Annotated in this window: 14 protein-coding genes; 9 read left to right on the top strand and 5 right to left on the bottom strand. The window is 31.5% G+C overall.

Annotated elements, in window-relative coordinates; translation table 11 throughout:
* Positions 1 to 76: 76 nt before the first annotated feature.
* From yidC to IRZ83_RS04080, 7 genes are all read left to right on the top strand, one after another.
* Positions 77 to 1,984 carry a membrane protein insertase YidC gene (gene yidC / locus IRZ83_RS04110; protein ID WP_194566997.1) on the top strand — a complete coding sequence of 636 codons (1,908 nt, stop codon included), beginning with the start codon at positions 77 to 79 and terminating at the stop codon, positions 1,982 to 1,984.
* A gap of 146 nt (positions 1,985 to 2,130) precedes the next feature.
* A complete protein-coding gene (locus IRZ83_RS04105) occupies positions 2,131 to 2,847 on the top strand; it encodes a toxin-antitoxin system YwqK family antitoxin (RefSeq protein WP_194566996.1) in 717 nt (238 codons plus the stop codon).
* Between the two features lie 137 nt (positions 2,848 to 2,984).
* Positions 2,985 to 4,172, top strand: coding sequence for a tRNA 2-thiouridine(34) synthase MnmA (gene mnmA / locus IRZ83_RS04100; protein WP_194566995.1), 1,188 nt, complete (start codon positions 2,985 to 2,987; stop codon positions 4,170 to 4,172).
* A 45-nt stretch (positions 4,173 to 4,217) separates the two neighbouring features.
* Positions 4,218 to 5,822 (top strand): S8 family serine peptidase, encoded by a 1,605-nt coding sequence (locus IRZ83_RS04095; RefSeq protein ID WP_194566994.1) that lies wholly within the window; start codon positions 4,218 to 4,220, stop codon positions 5,820 to 5,822.
* Positions 5,823 to 5,834: 12 nt separating this feature from the next.
* On the top strand, positions 5,835 to 6,779 hold the full coding sequence (locus IRZ83_RS04090; RefSeq protein WP_194566993.1) for an NAD(P)H-dependent flavin oxidoreductase: 945 nt from the start codon (positions 5,835 to 5,837) through the stop codon (positions 6,777 to 6,779).
* Between the two features lie 20 nt (positions 6,780 to 6,799).
* Entirely contained in the window at positions 6,800 to 7,210 is a 411-nt protein-coding gene (locus IRZ83_RS04085) for a hypothetical protein (protein WP_029269012.1), read from the top strand.
* Between the two features lie 64 nt (positions 7,211 to 7,274).
* Positions 7,275 to 7,769 (top strand): hypothetical protein, encoded by a 495-nt coding sequence (locus IRZ83_RS04080; RefSeq protein WP_194566991.1) that lies wholly within the window; start codon positions 7,275 to 7,277, stop codon positions 7,767 to 7,769.
* A 92-nt stretch (positions 7,770 to 7,861) separates the two neighbouring features.
* Here the strand turns inward: IRZ83_RS04080 and IRZ83_RS04075 are convergent, their stop codons facing one another.
* The 4 genes from IRZ83_RS04075 to IRZ83_RS04060 form a co-directional block, all read right to left on the bottom strand.
* The gene (locus tag IRZ83_RS04075) at positions 7,862 to 9,832 is read right to left on the bottom strand and encodes a DUF3857 domain-containing protein (protein WP_194566990.1); all 1,971 of its coding nucleotides are present in this window, start codon (positions 9,830 to 9,832) and stop codon (positions 7,862 to 7,864) included.
* Positions 9,832 to 11,775, bottom strand: a complete 1,944-nt coding sequence (locus tag IRZ83_RS04070) for a DUF3857 domain-containing protein (protein WP_194566989.1) — start codon at positions 11,773 to 11,775, stop codon at positions 9,832 to 9,834. Before IRZ83_RS04070 ends, IRZ83_RS04075 begins: the two co-directional genes overlap by 1 nt.
* On the bottom strand, positions 11,741 to 14,995 hold the full coding sequence (locus IRZ83_RS04065) for a toxin-antitoxin system YwqK family antitoxin (RefSeq protein WP_194566988.1): 3,255 nt from the start codon (positions 14,993 to 14,995) through the stop codon (positions 11,741 to 11,743). The genes IRZ83_RS04070 and IRZ83_RS04065 overlap by 35 nt, the downstream gene beginning before the upstream one ends.
* A gap of 255 nt (positions 14,996 to 15,250) precedes the next feature.
* Complete coding sequence (locus IRZ83_RS04060) at positions 15,251 to 15,685, bottom strand: DUF4268 domain-containing protein (protein WP_029269021.1); 435 nt, start codon at positions 15,683 to 15,685, stop codon at positions 15,251 to 15,253.
* Between the two features lie 91 nt (positions 15,686 to 15,776).
* Here IRZ83_RS04060 and IRZ83_RS04055 point away from each other — a divergent pair, with 91 nt between their 5' ends.
* The gene (locus tag IRZ83_RS04055) at positions 15,777 to 16,427 is read left to right on the top strand and encodes an NUDIX hydrolase (protein WP_194566987.1); all 651 of its coding nucleotides are present in this window, start codon (positions 15,777 to 15,779) and stop codon (positions 16,425 to 16,427) included.
* Positions 16,428 to 16,552: 125 nt separating this feature from the next.
* The gene (locus IRZ83_RS04050) at positions 16,553 to 17,362 is read left to right on the top strand and encodes a lysophospholipid acyltransferase family protein (RefSeq protein WP_029269024.1); all 810 of its coding nucleotides are present in this window, start codon (positions 16,553 to 16,555) and stop codon (positions 17,360 to 17,362) included.
* A gap of 102 nt (positions 17,363 to 17,464) precedes the next feature.
* Here IRZ83_RS04050 and IRZ83_RS04045 read toward each other — a convergent pair whose 3' ends face one another.
* Positions 17,465 to 18,097, bottom strand: a complete 633-nt coding sequence (locus IRZ83_RS04045; RefSeq protein ID WP_194566986.1) for a hypothetical protein — start codon at positions 18,095 to 18,097, stop codon at positions 17,465 to 17,467.
* Positions 18,098 to 18,101 lie beyond the last annotated feature (4 nt).

The raw sequence follows: 18,101 nt of genomic DNA, 5'->3' as shown, positions 1-18,101 counted from the left end.
AATATTCTTAAGGATGTAACTTTTGAGGTGAACTCATAACTAATAGCCTTATAACGAATAACTTTTTTAAACTATAATGGAAGAAAAAAAATTTGATCTTAATTCAATCATTGGTTTTGTATTGATATTTGGAATTTTGATTTGGATTATGTACCAAAATCAGCCTTCAGATAAAGAGATTGCTGCTGAAAAAGCAAAGAAAGAATTAGTTGCTAAACAAGAAGCACAAGCCAAGGCTGATAAAACTAAAACAGCTGTTTTACCTGTTGCTGCAACTGCAGTTCCTGGCGATACGCTTCAGTTGGCGAAATTGCAAAAAACTTTAGGTGGATTTGCTTATTCAGCTACACTTCCTTCTGCAAAAGAATCTTTTACAACAATCGAAAACGAAAAGATTAAACTTAAAATCGCTAATAAAGGTGGTTATATAGTTGAAGCTACGCTTAAAGAGTTTAAAAAATTCTCTGCTAATTCTGGACAATTGGTAGAATTGATTAAAGACAATAATTCTAATTTAAACATTCAATTATTAACAACAGATAACAGAACTTTAAATTCTAAAGATTTGTATTTTGAACCAACTTTGACGAAAATCGGAGCAGATCAGATTTTGACAATGCGTTTGAAAGCTGGAGCTAATGAGTTTTTAGAATACAAATATGTTCTTAAACCAAACGATTACTTAGTTGGTTTTGATATTCGTTCGCAAGGATTAAATAAAGTCTTAAATGCTGCTAAGCCATTAGATTTAGTTTGGGATTTAAAAACTTACAGAAATGAAAAAAGTGTTTCGATCGAAAAGAGATATGCTCAAATTGAATATGAATATGGTGATGAAAAATACAGTTCAGTAAATCACGGTGTAGGAAAAGAAGAAACTCCTGAAAAAGTGAGTTATATAGCTTTTAAACAACACTTTTTTGCTGCAATTTTATCTACTGATAAGGCATTTGAAAAATCTAAATTACAATCTGACGATTTAGTTAAAGATGAAAATATTGATACTACTTATATAAAGCAATTTAAAGCAACAGTTCCTTTGGCTTTCACTAATGGAGAAATTGACTATAAAATGAGCTGGTACTTTGGACCATCAGATTATAAAGTTTTAAAATCTTACGATAAAAATTTTGAGAAAATTATTCCATTAGGATGGGGAATTTTCGGATGGATCAACAAATGGATTTTTATTCCATTATTCGGATTCTTAAGCTCTTATATTGCGTACGGAATCGCCATCATTATCTTTACAATTATTATTAAATTGGCAATGTCGCCAATTACATATAAGTCATTCTTGTCTCAGGCTAAAATGAAAGTTTTACGTCCAGAGATTACAGAGTTGGGAGAAAAATTTAAAAAAGACCCAATGAAGAAGCAGCAAGAAACAATGAAGCTGTATAACAAAGCAGGGGTAAACCCAATGGCAGGATGTATTCCGGCATTGATTCAGCTTCCGTTTATGTATGCTTCATTTCAGTTCTTCCCCTCAGCTTTTGAGTTAAGACAAAAAAGCTTCCTTTGGGCAGACGATTTATCATCATTTGATGCTGTTGTAAAATTACCATTCCACATTCCATTATACGGGGATCATATCAGTTTGTTTCCTATTATGGCAGCAATTGCGATTTTCTTCTATATGAAAATGACTTCTGGAGATCAGCAAATGGCAGCACCACAGCAGGAAGGTATGCCGGATATGGCAAAGATGATGAAAATTATGATTTATGTTTCACCATTAATGATGTTGATTTTCTTTAATAGTTATGGAGCAGGTTTGAGTTTATATAACTTTATTTCAAACTTAATAACAATCGGAATTATGTTTGTAATCAAAAATTATATTGTCGATACAAATAAAATTCATGCTCAGATTCAAGAAAATAAATTGAAAGAGCCTAAAAAGCAAAGTAAATTCCAACAACGTCTTCAAGATGTTATGGAACAACAGGAAGCTGCAAAAGCTCAAAATAAAAAGAAATAACACATTTAGAAAATCCCGATTTATCGGGATTTTTTTATTTCATTCACGATTTCAAATTGTAATTTTACAGTATTTTTTTAACTTTAAATGCTGTAAAATATACTTAATGGAATTCATTTTCGTTAAAGCTTAAAATTGAATTTAATATGATTTATAAAAAACTACTATTTGCAATGCTTTTCTTAAGCAGTATTTTGGCAACAGCACAAGATGTTAATAAGGTAGATGCAAACGGAAAAAAAGATGGGGTTTGGAAAGGAATTTACGAAGTATCAAAACGTCCGCGTTACGAAGGAACTTTTAGTCACGGAAAAGAAACAGGTATTTTTAAGTTTTTTGATGATACAAAAAAGGGAGATGTTGTAGCAACTCGTGATTTTACTGCGAATGATGGCAGTTCATTTACTATTTTTTATGATCAGAATAAAAATAAAGTAAGTGAAGGAAAAGAAGTTGGCAAGGCTCGAGAAGGCGAGTGGAAATACTACCACAAAGCTTCAAAAGTTATAATGACGCTTGAAAACTACAAAAATGGAAAACTCGAAGGGGCAAGATCGGTTTATTATCCAGATGCTAAAATTGCAGAAGAAATGACTTATATAAATGGTTTAAAAGAAGGTATTTATAAGAAATATGGACAAAATGGAATTCTTTTAGAGCAAAGCACCTATAAAAATAATGAATATAATGGCGAAGCACTTTTCTATGATTCTGATGGAGCAGTCGCTTCTAAAGGTAAATTTCTAAACGGAAAAAAAGTCGGAATGTGGCAGTTTTTCTTAAAAGGAAAATTGACTAAAGAAGTAAATATGAGTGATCCAAAAAGCAATTATAAAGCTGACTCAAAGCCTAAAATGGAATAATACTTATTTGAAAAAGTATTTTTTTTTTAAACAATAAATTTTATCAACACTGAGATTGCATAAACTAATTGAAACCATTACAATTTTCTAAAATATGCCTTACCTTTGCACCCTTATAAAAATATAAAGGAGTTAAAATGAAACGTGTAGTTGTTGGTCTTTCTGGTGGAGTGGATTCTAGTGTTGCTGCTTACTTATTGCAGCAACAAGGTTACGAAGTTATTGGGCTTTTTATGAAGAACTGGCACGATGACTCAGTTACTATATCTAACGAATGTCCTTGGTTAGAAGACAGCAATGATGCTTTATTAGTAGCTGAAAAACTCGGAATACCGTTTCAAACTGTCGATTTAAGCGAAGAATACAAAGAAAAAATTGTTGACTATATGTTCAACGAGTACGAAAAAGGAAGAACTCCAAATCCTGATGTACTTTGTAATCGTGAAATTAAATTTGATGTTTTCATGAAAATTGCTTTAAGTCTAGGTGCAGATTATGTTGCAACGGGACATTATTGTCAAAAAAATGAAATTGAAGTTGACGGAAAACCAATTTACCAATTAATCGCTGGTGCTGACAACAATAAGGATCAATCGTATTTTCTATGCCAATTATCTCAAGAACAATTGGCAAAATCATTATTTCCAATTGGCGCTTTAACAAAACCAGAAGTTCGTGAAATTGCTGCTGAAATGGATTTAGTAACTGCTGAAAAGAAAGATTCTCAAGGATTATGTTTCATCGGAAAAGTACGTTTGCCTGAATTTTTGCAACAAAAATTACAGCCAAAAGATGGAAAAATTGTTCAGATTGATAAAAATGATCCAATTTATACTTTTGAGAAACCTGCTTTATTATCTATAGAAGAAGATTTAAAATTAGAAGCTCAAAAGCTAGATTATCTTCCGACAATGGGAAAAGTAGTAGGAAAACATCAAGGTGCTCATTATTTTACAATTGGTCAGAGAAAAGGTTTAAATGTTGGAGGCACAACAGATCCGCTTTTTATTATAGCAACTGATGTTGAAACTAATACTATTTACACCGGATTAACAAGCAACCATCCAGGCTTATTCAAGAAAGCATTATTTATCGAAAAATCTGAAGTACACTGGATTCGTACTGATCTTGCTTTGAAAGTAGGGGGAACTATGGAAGTAATGGCGAGAATTCGTTACCGTCAGCCTTTGCAGAAAGCTACGTTGCATCAATTTGAAGACGGAATGTATGTTCGTTTTGATGAACCGCAATCTGCCATAACTGAAGGCCAATTTGCAGCTTGGTATTTCGATAATGAATTAGTTGGTTCGGGAGTAATTTCTTAGCTTTATACTTTTTTACGAGGGTTTTGCCTTTTAAAAAAGTAAATTATGAAGAACTTTTACGTATTTCTTTTACTGCTATTTTCATCTGCGATGTTTTCGCAAGAAGATGCGTGGGTTTATTTTAAAGATAAACCAAATGCTCAAGCTTATTTAGATAAACCTTCTTACATGCTCACACAACGTTCTTTAGATAGAAGAACAAATCAGAATATTGTTTTAAACAATACTGACGTTCCTGTCGAAAAGGCGTATATAAATCAAGTAAAACTAAGTTCCGGAATTATTGTTTTGGCAAAATCAAAGTGGTTAAATGCACTTCATATAAGAGGAACCCAAGCTAGTATTTTTGCATTAAAAGCACTTTCATTTGTTGATAAAGTGGTTTTTGCAAATAAAACTTTAAACACAACCGCAAAAAAAACTAACGAAAATCGTACTTCTCAAACAAACGACAAGCTGAAAACTGCAATTGATTATGCTTATGGAAATTCTGCTAATCAAATTCAAATGCTTAACGGACAGGCTTTGCATAAGCAAAATTATACTGGTTCCGGAAAAGTAATTGCGGTTTTAGATGCTGGTTTTCCGGGTGTAAACACAGCACAGCCTTTTCAAAATTTATTTACTGCTAACAGAATTTTAGGAGGCTATGATTTTGTAAATAGAAATGCTAATTTTTATACTGGTGATGATCACGGAACTCTTGTACTTTCGACAATGGCTGGTTATAAAGAAAACGCTTTAATTGGCACTGCTCCAGATGCTTCTTATTATTTGTTTATTACAGAAAATGATGCTTCAGAAAATCCCGTAGAGGAATCACTCTGGGTTGAGGCAGCCGAAAAAGCAGATAGTCTTGGCGTAGATATTATTACAACTTCATTAGGTTATTTTGAATTTGATAACGCTAACTACAGTCATACTTACAGCGATATGAATGGCAATACTAATTTTATTTCGCGGGGCGCAGAAATAGCTTTTAGTAAAGGTATAATTGTAGTTGCTTCCGCAGGAAACGAAGGAAATACTGCTGAACCACATATTGGCGGGCCGGCAGATGCTGTTTCTGTAATTACTGTAGGGTCAGTGACTTCTTCAAAAGTAAAATCAAGCTTCAGTTCAATTGGACCTAGTTTCGATAATCGAATAAAACCAGATGTAATGGCGCAGGGAACTGCTACTGTAGTTTCTGATGCTTCAGGCAATATCGGAACTTCAAGTGGAACTTCTTTTTCGTGCCCGGTGATGGCAGGAATGATTGCATGTTTATGGCAAGCTTTTCCTTCTAAAACAAATAAGGAAATCCGTGAAATAATCTTAAGATCATCAGATCGATATACCGTGCCAGATAATAATTATGGTTACGGAATACCAAATTTTGGGTCTACTTTTGGAATTGAAAATTTTCAGAACTTTACCGTTTTTTCGATGTTTCCAAATCCAGCAAAAACAACGATTTCCTTTTTGTTTTCAGATGAAAATTATACTGCTTCAGTTTCAATTTTTTCACTTTTAGGACAAAAATTAATCGAAAAACAAATCACAAATCAGAATCCGATTCTTTCTATTGAAGCCTTAAATAGTGGTCTTTATTTTTATACTTTTGATGCTGAAGGTTTGCACAAAACAGGAAAGCTAATCAAACAATAAGCACATATTTGCATGAACAAAATCACACAACTTTTCAATATAAAATATCCAATAATTCAAGGTGGAATGATCTGGAACAGCGGTTATAAACTGGCTTCTGCAGTTAGTAATTCTGGTGGATTGGGTTTAATAGGTGCCGGCTCTATGTATCCAGAAGTTTTGCGCCAACATATTCAGAAATGCAAAAAAGCCACTGATAAGCCATTTGGAGTAAATATTCCGATGTTATATCCTAACATTGAAGAAATTATGAATATCGTTGTTGAGGAAGGTGTGAAAATTGTTTTTACTTCGGCTGGAAATCCTAAAACTTGGACTTCTTTCTTAAAGGAAAAAGGAATTACGGTGGTACATGTAGTTTCTAGCAGTTTATTTGCTTTAAAAGCCCAAGAAGCAGGAGTAGATGCTGTTGTTGCAGAAGGTTTTGAAGCAGGCGGACACAACGGGCGAGAAGAAACTACAACGCTGACTTTGATTCCGATGGTAAAAGAAAAAATCCATATTCCGCTTATTGCTGCAGGTGGAATTGCGACCGGAAGAGGAATGCTTGCCACAATGATTTTAGGTGCCGACGGTGTTCAGGTTGGGAGTCGTTTTGCAGCTTCTTTAGAATCTTCAGCGCACAATAATTTCAAAGAAACAATAGTTACTATTAAAGAAGGTGGAACTCAATTGACATTGAAAGAGTTAGCTCCTGTTCGATTGGTTAAAAATAAGTTTTATCAAGATGTTCAGGAATTATACGAAAAAGGTCCATCAAAAGAAGATCTAATCCAGCTTTTAGGAAGAGCAAGAGCCAAAAAAGGAATGTTTGAGGGCGATCTTGAAGAAGGCGAACTCGAAATTGGTCAAATTGCAGGATTGATTCATGAAATTTTGCCAGTTAAACAAATTATTCAAGAAATGATGACCGAATTTGAAGCTGCCTGCCAAGAAAAAGCTAAATTTGAGTTTTAATTATCTGCAAGAAATATATTATGAATTCTATTCGCACTTATATAGTATTACTTTTTTTAGTATTTGGTCTGCAACAGGCTCAAAGCCAGTCATATCATTTTAAAACTTCTGGTTTTAGCGTTTTAGAAAAAACAGGAAAAGGAAAATGGGGCGAATGGTCTAATCTTGATTTGGTGAACCTTTCAGTAGTTTTAGATACAGAAAAACACAGAATTGTAGTATACTCTCAGGAAATTCAGCTTTTTAATATTTTAGATTATATTGAACGCGAAGAAAACGATACCGATGTTGTATATTCATTCATGTGCAAAGACAACGACGGAAGAGACTGCAAGCTTTCGATTATTACCCGAAAAAAACAAGACTACCGCAAACAGCTTTATATTAACTACGACGACCGTATTATTGTTTATAATATTTTTACTGTATAGTTCACTAAAAACGTAAATTCTTTATGCAGATTTGTAATATATTTTTTGACTAGGTAATATAAAAGTGAAAGAAAAAATTCAACAAATATTAAAAGAGGGAGTTTTACCAAAAGATGAACTTGATAATTTCTGGGATAATTTCTTTGGATTTTTACCATTATTTCTTTTAATGGTTATTATAAAAGAGAACATAATTTTGTTTATCGCAATTTTTTTATTGATAGGTTATGTTTTTTTCCTAAAATTAAATGAGAAAAAAATTAAACGGATTGATACATTATTAAATAAATATCAGAATAATATTTTGATTGAAAATATTGCTAAAAGTAAAAAATGGACAATTAAAACCATTGATTTAGAAGGCTACTACGAATTTTATATCCCAATTATATTTGGAATTATAGGACACAAACTGACAATAATTTCTACTGAGGATAAATTGTTTTTTAATTTAAGAAATATTGGAACATCAAAAGGCCGAGTTCCCTATATGTTTGGTATAGATACAATTAAAGAACAGAAAATAATTAATCTTTTTAAAAATAATAGTAAGACATAAATTTTATAATTTATAATCTGTCTACCATTCATAACAACAAACCCGACAAATCTCAAAAAACTTGTCGGGTTTGTTATTTAAAACTTTAAGTTTTACTGCGTCACAATAACCACAATTTTATTAAAATCGGCAGCAGCGTTGATAACTGCTTTGTATTGTTCAAAGCTTGTTAAAGGATAATTGATAATATTGTAAAATTCAGTATTTTCAATTGTTACTTCGTTTTTGTTTTGAGCGTAATTACTGGTAAAAGCAGCTTCAGTTTTTCCGTTTAAATCGGTTTTAAAGTTCATTACAAACTTATCCAGATTTTTGATTTTAGCTCCGTCTGGCAAAATTATTTTGATTTTACGCGTGTAATAGTGCGGATAATCAATCTCTATAGGAAGCACACGTTTGTTTTCTTGATAGAATTCCATTTGTCTTCCAATTGTTTGTCCAACAGAAAATAAATAATTTTCACCAGCTTTCTGAATCATATCTTTTCCATCAAAAGTCAAATTCAATTTATAGGGCTGTTTACCAATGAATTCAGTTCCGTCATTTTCAGTCGTAAGTGTTTTGTATTCACTTTGTAAAGTATAATTCTCAGAAATACTTTTCAGCATGGTTTTATACTGATCTGCAGAAACAAAATCTTTTATAGGCTGAAAATTCATTCCAGAATATCCTCCGTACGTCATGTGACTTGTAATTAATGGGTTTTCAAGGTCTTTAGTAAAGTCAACTGTAATATCCATAAAATCATGCGTGATTTCAGTTCCGGGAATCTCAATAAAATTAATTTCTCCAATTCCCATTGATACGCCGGCAAACACCTTTTCTTTAATAAATAATCCGTTGTTATTTCCTAAATAATTAGGGAAAAGTGGTAAACGGTATTCAATTTCAGTAGGAGAAAGGTATTTTTTTATACCAGGAAAATAGAATAAAAAGTCATTTAGGTTTTCATAGCTTTCAAAATCTTTATCAAAAGGAACTTTGTAACGGCTTGTGGTAAAAACAAGGTTTTGTTCGACTTTAAAATATTTAAAAACAGCCACATACAATTTAATAATATCTAAACTATTTGCCTGTTTTGTACTGATAACATCGCTTAAGTTTTCTTTTGAATCGATGTATTTATCATAAATAATCGTTTTTTTTATCTTGTTTTCGATGTTCCAGATTTGTTCCTGAGGATCTTTAGAATCAGGTATAGAACTGCAGAAAGTGGCAATTGCTTTTTCTTGTTTTTTGTCTAAAACAGGATTGACTCTTTCATAAGTTGTTGTTGCATATTCTTTAAAGTTATTCAAGTTTTTGCCTCCAGAAAATAAGTTGGCATCTAATTTATAGCGAAAAAGTTTTAATTTGACATCCCAGTTAGAGTAAGCTTCGTCATCTTTTAAAGCAGTTATGTCTTTTTCAGAAATGCTCCATACTTTTTTGTTTTCGATCTTTTTTTCATCTAAAACAGGCTCGCTTAATCCGTTGTACGATTTGGTTTTAAAAACAAGATGTGCAGGAGCAATTAATTCAAAATTAAAATCGGCTATAGGATACTGATCTTGCATCTTAATGGTGTTTCCTTTTAAATCTGGAGCTTCTTCTATAATGTACAACTTTTCGATTAGAGCACCTTTTTCAAGTCCGTTAAGCGCAAAATAGTTGTATTTCATACCTTTTTCCTGATCAACTTCTTCTTTAATATCTTTTTTGTCTAAGTTGATTACTTTTCCATTTTTTAGAATTACACGAACTTTGGTAATCAATACGTTCTCTTCGTCTCCAAAAGGAATATAAACTTTATTATTTCGTTCAATTGCGTCATCAGAGTTGATGTATTTTTTTTCGTGTATCAAACGATATTGGGTAGCAGTATTTTTATTCACTACAACCTCTATTTTTACATTACGGCTTAAAATAATTTCTTTTTCTGTCTCGTACTTTTTCGGAACCTCAATTTTAATTTCTTTTTCGTTCCAGTCGTAATTTTTAAAACTGTAATCTTGAGCAAAAAAAACCGACGTACTCAGCAGTGCGACAAAGGTAAAAATGGTTTTTAATAATTGTTTTTTCATTATTTTTCTAGTAAAATTATGGTTTCGTTATAGTTAGTTTTTAGTTTTTTGATGGTTTCATTCCAAGGCTCAAAATCGGCTTTGTTTAGTAATAATTTTTTTTGCGCCAAGCTGACATTTAAATATAAAATATCGTTTTTCAATTCATAAGTAAAATGCGCTTTCAAATAATCATTGTCTAAATCAAAGTTTTTTGGCAAGTATTTTATGCTGCAGTTTTTAGGAATTTCTAACGCGTATTGCGTTGTAAATTGGGTTAAATAATCAAATTCATATTGAGCGACTCTATCTTTTGCAATAGTGGCTTTTTCTAAAATTTTATCTAAAAATAAATTCACATAAATTTCCTTATCGACTTTTACAATATAATTGTCAAGCTCAAAAGCATAATCAATAGAGTAGGGAAGCTCTTTATCATTTAAATTTTCCTCTTTAAAATCTTTTAAATTGAATTTATTATTCCCTTTTAAAACCAAAGATTTGATCATTTCTTGGCGCGCTTTGTTCGATGCGTCTCCAATTTGCATCAAAATGTGGCTTCGGTTATAACCAAAACGATCCATTTTTGCCGTTCCTGTAAGCTTTGTGTTTTCGATTTTTAAATCAATTTTTTCCTTAACTTCATTTTGATTTGCTAGAACTACAGGAACGGGATAAATTTTATATTGATCGTTTTCACTGAAAAGAACTTCTTTTCCTTGTATAAAAGCAGTTGGTATTCCGTAACGTGTTTCTTTATCAGTACCATCTAAGAAAACGTAAGTATCACCTTTTTTGAAAAGTGCTATCATATGATTGTCTACAGATGGCGTTGCCAAATCATTATACGAATAAGGAATACTGCGCGTTCCTATCCAGGCAACAGTTACATTTTTTACATCTGCATATTTTGCCATACACGAAATAATGCTGGCCATATCTTTACAGTCGCCAAATTTTCTTTCGAATACCAAACTGGCTTCACGCGGAATAAATCCTTCATAACCATTCTCAAAAGCAATGTATTTAATGTTTTCTTTTACCCAATAAAAAATACTCTTTACCTTTTCTTCATCTGTACCTTTATCTTTTGTAATTTCTAAAGTAAGCGCTTTTAATTCTGGATCTTCTTTTTTATTAAGGTCTTTTACAAAATCTTTATAATAGTTGAACAATTCCGGAATATCTCCTAAAACTGGAGTAGTTTTTCCATTTGAAGTATACTCTTTAATATAAAAATCGACATGTGGTACTTGGTATAAAAAGCCTGGAGAATTATCTTCAAATTTGGCTGCTTTTATGTCAGACAAAGTCCATTTGTGTACCCATTTTCCTTTTTTTTCTGTTTTAGAATAAACGATTGTTTTGTCTGGATCATTAAAAATTTTGTAGTCAATCACAATATTTTTGTCTGTTCTGACTTCTAATGTAGAATTTTGAATAGGCATTGAACCTCCAAATATAAATTTATGAAGCAAATGCGGATCTAAAAATTGCGTTTGATAATTGTATACTTTTTTTGCCCCAGTTTCGATATTAGGAAACGTAAGCTGGCGCTCTTTTACATCATTATAAAAAACAGAACTTTGTTCAGACTGTTTTTCAATTGTCTGTGTAACTTTTATCTTTTTCTCTTTTCCGTTTTCATTGATAACGGTATAAGCATCGTAACTTTTTAGCGGAATTAAATCAGAATAAGAAAACGATTCCTTATTGTTGAAAATTCCGTTTTGTGTTAAAATTATCGATTCATAATGATTGTCCTGAATGATTTTAGGAGAATTGTTTTCAATCGAAATATCATAGAATTCATAATTATCCAGAACAACTTCGTTGTGATCTGGATATAGATTTTTAATATCCTGAAAAGATTTTTGTGCTGTACTCGAAATGGAATAAAAAACAAAAAAAGCAATCAAAATAAAAGGATTATTTGATAATTTCGACCAATTCATCTGAATCATATTTTTTTGTTGCTATTAGTTTGCCAGCATTATAAATTAATGTATTTCCGTGCAGTTCGTCACTTTTTAAAGAGACATCAGCCCAAAGATTTCCGTCTTCCTTAAAGTATTGCTGCTGTCCTTCAAAAGAATTATTTATAAAGTGTTCTTTTTTATAAGGTTTTCCATTAGCATAATACTCAATTCTGTCTCCTTCTAAATTGCTATTTTTATAAGTGCATTCGTATTCTAATTTTCCTTCAACACTGTTGATGATGAATTTACCGTTAAAACTTCCTTTGCTTATAGCAAATTGAATTGCAATTTTTCCGTTTGGATATGAAGATGAAATTTCAGCTGTTTGGTTCTCAATGTTTACTTTGTCGTTTAATTCGCCCGTTTTGCTTTTTCTGATAAAATATTTTGGCATATTGTTCTCATAACCAAGAATTACCAAAGGTTCGCCTTTTTGATTGTAATATATAGTTTCTCCCTCAATTGCATCGTTTACCTGTGTATATTCCATCATCTTCGATTTGTTGTTGTAATAACGAATGGTTTTTCCGTTTTCACTGCCAAAAGTATATTCTTCTGTCAGCCTTAAATTTCCAACATAATCGTAATATTTGTTAAGACCGTTTAATTTGCCACAATAGTAGCTTTTCTCAAATAAAAGAGATCCTAAAGGACTATATTTTTTATATGAATTATGAAGAAGCCCGTTAATGTATTCAGCTTCAATTATGTTCGTTTTAAATTTGTCTTGAGAGATAAGTTTCCCATTCAAAATTCCATTTTTCAATTCATAATTTTTGGTATAAATACCGCCATTAAACGAATAATTAAATTTTCCGGATTTGTTTTTATAATCAATTTCATTTTCCAGTTTTCCTTTAGAATCAAATGTTTTTCGGCTTGCCACATAACTATTTATGTAATGATCTATAATCGAGATATTTCCATCTTGAGAGTAAGTGTATTTATCATAAGCAACATCATTTGCTATCATATAACCTTCAGTACTTACTGAGCCATCAGCATAAAAAGTTTTAAAAGGTCCGTTTTGCTGTCCTTTTTCATAGTTATAAAGCTGATTTACTTTGTCTCCGTCATAAACTTCGTAACGGCCGCTGATGGTATCATTTTTAAAATTGCTAATGCTTGACAATTGGCCATTTGTGTTGTAATTTGTACTTAAGCCTTCTGTCTTTCCATTAATATAAAACTCTTTTAGTCGTGTTACTCCAGATGAAAATAAATAATTCCATTCGCCTGTTTTTTTGCCTTTTTCAAAAGCACCTTTAATTCTAGTAGTACCGTCAAAATTTTTCATTTCAAAAGTTTTCTTAGTAACATTTACTTCGGTTCCTTTTGGAGCAATTGCAGTAAATTGAGTGCCAGATTTTAATTCACCGCCTTTGTGTTTTTCTTCAAAATATTTATTTCCGTACGTATCAAAACAACTGTAGGTTTCAAGTTCTCCTTTATTATTGTAAATACTTTCAAATGATTTTTTACCATTTTGAAAGTATTCTGTAGATTTCAGAATAGATCCTAAAGCACAAATATTTTCTTTTTCCAGTGTTTTATTTGAATAATATGATTTGTAACTTCCTTCGATAAAACCATTTTTGTAAAGAGCTTCAGCTTTGATCGTTTTGCCGTCAAAATATTCTAAATAGTTTCCTTCAATTTTATTATCTAAGCAGTTATAAGTTTCTGTCAGCGCTCCAGATTCGTCGTAAGAGTTGTATTTTCCGCTTAGTTTTCCGTTTGCATAATCTATTTCATTTTTTTTAGTTCCAACTTCATACAAACAAACCAGAGTTCCGTTTCGTTCCCCCTCTGTAAAATTTATTTCACAGTTTTTTCCGCCATTTGGGAAATAAGAAGTACTAATGCCGTCAAGCTTATCGTCTTTATAATTCTCTGTTAAAGCTATATTTCCGTTTTCGTAATAAGTAGTTCTCTTTCCATTTAATTTTCCTGCAGTAAAATATTTTTCTTCTATAAGCTTGCCTTTTTCATCATAATATTTTTGAAGACCGTCAAGAAGTCCATCTTTAAAATTAAGTTCTCCATTTAAATTGCCAAGTACATTTAAATATTTGCTCTTTCCCTGAAATTCTCCATTTATTTGCGGTCCAATTATAAAAGGTCTTTCATTTCTAACAGAAACTACGACATCTTCAACATTTCCAAAAACATCTAACTTTCTTTTTCCAAAAGAAGACCAAAAATCTTTCAAGAGATAATCATCACGAAAAGAAGTCATTTTTTTCTTTTGTTTGGCTAATTCTTTACCAATTTTGTCTTCCATAGAAAGCAAACTGTAATAAGAATATCCTTCTAACTGATTTTTTGCAACAAGATCTTTAACCCATGGAAGATATGTAGTTTCAAAAAAACCATCGCTCATTTTGTGTTCTGCAGCATATTCTGCAACAGCTTGTACCTGACGTGTTATAACATCATCAATACTTGATTTTATTTTGTATACCTTTTTTAGAGGTAATTGATTTCGTAAAATGGTTTCGATCTCTTCGAAATTATCTCCAGATTTTGAAAAAACCAGTTTGTTTTCCTCCAGATAATTTTGTCCAAAATTAGCATTCAGGTTTAAAACTGCCTGACTCGCAAATTGACCGGTTGGAGCAATAACAAGATAACTCATCATTGCAAGAGTTCCTTCTACAATTTTTCCGTTTTCAAAAGCCATTATTCCTAATAAATAATGAGATCCCGCATGATTTGGATCATTTGTAATAATACGCTCTAAAAGCTCAAGAGCCTTTTGATTTTCTTTTTTTCTAATATATAAGATTGCAAAATTGTATAGAAAAGGAGAATAATTTGGCATGTATTTTTCGCCCTCCTTGAAGATTTTTTCAGATAAATCGTATTCCTTTTCGTTGCTTAAAAAAATAGCGTACATTTTATACAATTCTGGATATTCCTGCATTTTACCATTTGCATATAAATTTTCCAGAAGTGATTTTACCTCGCTTTTCTTTTCTTGAGCGCTGAGTGTTAAACCTATTTCGTATTGTGCATTTAGATATCTAGGATCTATTTTGCTGATTTTATTATATTCTTTTAGGGCTTCATCGTATTTTTTATCGTTGTAGAAGTTGTTCCCTTTACTAATTATAGAATCATTGTTGTAAACGTAAGCATAATCAGTTTGTGCATAGTTTTTTGAAAATGAAACTAAAAAAAACACCAATAAAATTTTCTTCATTACAGATTTAGGTTTTTCAAATATAAAAATTTTGACCTAAATTGTATCGATTATAGGTATTTCTTTATTAATTATTTTTAAATATCTTAAAATTATAGAATTAGCGTTGTAATGTCTTGATTTTACTGTGATATTAATATTGTTGATATTTGGTTATTCTCTATAAAAAAACAACGGCAATAAGTTCAATAAACTTATCGCCGTTGTTGTAAAAACTTAGTCCTTAAACTCGGGATAGTAACTTTGCAAAAGGACTTACTCAATATCTTTAATAAACTCATCATATTCTAAATAGAACATTTCGAGCGCATGCATTTTTTCGAAAAAGAAATCAAAAATAGCATCCCAATTATTTCTATTACTAAAACCTACGCCTTCTTTCTCTACCCAAATTCGGCTAATTGTTTTGCCGCTTTCCAAAGTGTGATTTTTTTCGAAAACCAAATCTTTGATAAATTCTTCTTCCAAAATATTTTTTAAAGCTTCTACTTTTTCATAATAAGCATTTCGCTTCTCATCACTTCTGTGTTCGATGTCAATTAAAACTTGAGCTTTTTTATTATCCACATAAAATTTAAAAGAGAAATCTTTAATCTTGGTGTCATATAGAACCCATTTGCGCGGATATTTCTCGGCGAAAGCCACCCAAAATTCTCTTTTTATCTTTTGTGATTCTTCTCTACTGTACATTTTTAAGGCTTTGGTTTTAGAAAACTTGTAGAAACGCGTTTTCTAGACTATATTTATATTTTATTTGAAAGTACAAAAATAAACTTTGATTATGGATTTTCAAGATTTTTTGCAATATGTTCCTAATTTAATTCCAGTTGAACTTCCGGCGACTTTTGCGCATATTAAAATGGCACCAAAAGGCAGAATAGAAGAGCTTAAAAGTCTTGATATAACATCAAAAAATCCGAGAATTGCGGCGGTGATGATGTTATTTTACCCTAAAAATGAAGAAACACATTTAGTTTTGATTGTTCGAAATGCTTATAATGGCGTGCATTCATCACAAATTGCCTTTCCGGGAGGAAAATATGAAACCACAGATGTTAATTTCGAAGCTACTGCTTTAAGAGAAACGCATGAAGAAGTGGGAGTTCTTCCTGAAAAAATTGAAGTGATCAAGGAGTTCTCGCCAATGTACATTCCGCCAAGTAATTTTTTGGTTCATCCCTTTTTGGGAATTGCGAAAGAAGAACTTTTGTTTTCTCCAGATGTTCGAGAAGTTGCCTCTATTATAGAACTGCCTTTGTCTGTTTTTTTAGATGATGAAATTATTATCGAAGCCACGTTGTCAACTTCTTATGCTGCCAATGTTTTAGTGCCGGCGTTTAATATTCAAAATCATGTTGTTTGGGGAGCAACAGCTATGATCTTAAGCGAACTTAGAGATGTTTTGAAAACAACTTTTAACGAAAATCTGTAAAAACATAAATTTAACAATTTGATATTCATTGTGATAGTAATTTATTTCTGAAATTGTTTAGTACTATTGCTAAAAGAATAATTTTTGTATGTTTGCGACGTAATAAAAAAACACAATAAACAGCTATGGGATTGTTTAAACGAAATCCTTTTGGACATATATTATTCATCAAGAAGTGGTTAATCCGAATTTTAGGAGCCATGACTCATAGAAGATATAGAGGTTTTAATGATTTGCAGATTGACGGATCTGAAATTATTAAGACATTGCCAGATACAAATGTTCTGTTTATATCCAATCATCAAACTTATTTTGCTGATGTGGTGGCGATGTTTCATGTGTTTAACGCAAGTTTAAGCGGACGTCAAGATACCATTAAGAACATTGGCTATTTATGGGAGCCTAAAATGAATATCTATTATGTCGCGGCCAAAGAAACAATGCATGCTGGTTTATTACCGAGAATTTTAGCATATGTTGGAGCAATTACTGTTGAAAGAACATGGCGCGCAAAAGGTGTTGATGTAACTGAAAAACGCGATGTCAACCCAAATGACACAGAAAATATTAAAATTGCTCTCGAAGATGGCTGGGTAATTACGTTTCCGCAAGGAACTACAAAATCGTTTAAACCTGTTCGTAAAGGAACTGCACATATTATTAAACAGCATAAGCCAATTGTCATTCCGATAGTTATTGACGGTTTCCGCCGTTCGTTTGATAAAAAAGGATTGCGAATGAAAAAGAAAGGAATTCTGCAATCATTCATCATCAAAGAACCACTTGATATTGATTATGAAAACGATACTATCGACCAAATCGTAGAAAAAGTAGAATACGCAATCGAACAGCATCCATCATTCTTAAAAGTTATTCCAGCCGAAGAAATCAAAGCACAGGAAGAACTTAATAAGTTAAGACAATGGGATTACTAAATTTCGGATTTTAGATTTTTTCTAGTTTCACTAATTCGAATTTCTATATTGAAGTTTTAAAAAACCTTTGCCACTTTGCAGCTCTGATTCTCTGTACCTTTCTTAAAAATCGATCTTCTTCAGCTCTTTATAATTAGCGTACAATCTACGTAATAAAGTTCCGTAAAGTAATCGGTAAAAACACCAGAACATTCCAAATAAACCTAAAATTATCAGTACTAAAATTCCGATAGTAAAAAACATTGCTTTTCCGTTTACTGCCAGTTTTTCTCGTAAAAAATCCATGTCAGGGTTATAAACAAAGGCAACAAAAAAGCTTAATATTGCTATAATGACCATGAATCCCAAGTTGTACCAAACATAGTACTGAACTGTTTTACGGGTTTTAAGAATAGAACCCATTAATGATTTTGTTGCAATAGTGGTAGAAATAGTAGTGTAGTTTCTATAAAAAATGAATATAAAAATTAAACCAACTAAATAATTGAAGTAGGTTAAATATTCAAGTGTCATAACAATTCCAGGATGATTGATTTTTTTAAAAAGATCATCCGTATTGAGAAATAAATTTGAAAAAGTCCAAAATGAAATCTCCAAAATACTGATAATCAAAATCCACTTCACAATTGAAGAGGACTTTTTGTGAATCATTTTGTAGATTTCATTTGCAGAAATTTGCTCAAAAGAATCCGAGTTCTTTTTCCAATCTTTTTTTAATAAATCCAGTTCTTTCATAATA

The sequence above is a fragment of the Flavobacterium sp. JLP genome, from assembly GCF_015350755.1.
Taxonomy (GTDB): Bacteria; Bacteroidota; Bacteroidia; order Flavobacteriales; family Flavobacteriaceae; genus Flavobacterium.
This window is presented reverse-complemented; position numbering and strand designations above follow the sequence as displayed.

Bases quoted from the DNA above. Each gene is read 5' to 3' on its own strand.
- yidC (WP_194566997.1), top strand. From the start codon at position 77: ATGGAAGAAAAAAAATTTGATCTTAATTCAATCATTGGTTTTGTATTG.
- IRZ83_RS04105 (WP_194566996.1), top strand. From the start codon at position 2,131: ATGATTTATAAAAAACTACTATTTGCAATGCTTTTCTTAAGCAGTATT.
- mnmA (WP_194566995.1), top strand. From the start codon at position 2,985: ATGAAACGTGTAGTTGTTGGTCTTTCTGGTGGAGTGGATTCTAGTGTT.
- IRZ83_RS04095 (WP_194566994.1), top strand. From the start codon at position 4,218: ATGAAGAACTTTTACGTATTTCTTTTACTGCTATTTTCATCTGCGATG.
- IRZ83_RS04090 (WP_194566993.1), top strand. From the start codon at position 5,835: ATGAACAAAATCACACAACTTTTCAATATAAAATATCCAATAATTCAA.
- IRZ83_RS04085 (WP_029269012.1), top strand. From the start codon at position 6,800: ATGAATTCTATTCGCACTTATATAGTATTACTTTTTTTAGTATTTGGT.
- IRZ83_RS04075 (WP_194566990.1), bottom strand. From the start codon at position 9,832: ATGAAAAAACAATTATTAAAAACCATTTTTACCTTTGTCGCACTGCTG.
- IRZ83_RS04070 (WP_194566989.1), bottom strand. From the start codon at position 11,775: ATGATTCAGATGAATTGGTCGAAATTATCAAATAATCCTTTTATTTTG.
- IRZ83_RS04065 (WP_194566988.1), bottom strand. From the start codon at position 14,995: ATGAAGAAAATTTTATTGGTGTTTTTTTTAGTTTCATTTTCAAAAAAC.
- IRZ83_RS04060 (WP_029269021.1), bottom strand. From the start codon at position 15,685: ATGTACAGTAGAGAAGAATCACAAAAGATAAAAAGAGAATTTTGGGTG.
- IRZ83_RS04055 (WP_194566987.1), top strand. From the start codon at position 15,777: ATGGATTTTCAAGATTTTTTGCAATATGTTCCTAATTTAATTCCAGTT.
- IRZ83_RS04050 (WP_029269024.1), top strand. From the start codon at position 16,553: ATGGGATTGTTTAAACGAAATCCTTTTGGACATATATTATTCATCAAG.
- IRZ83_RS04045 (WP_194566986.1), bottom strand. From the start codon at position 18,097: ATGAAAGAACTGGATTTATTAAAAAAAGATTGGAAAAAGAACTCGGAT.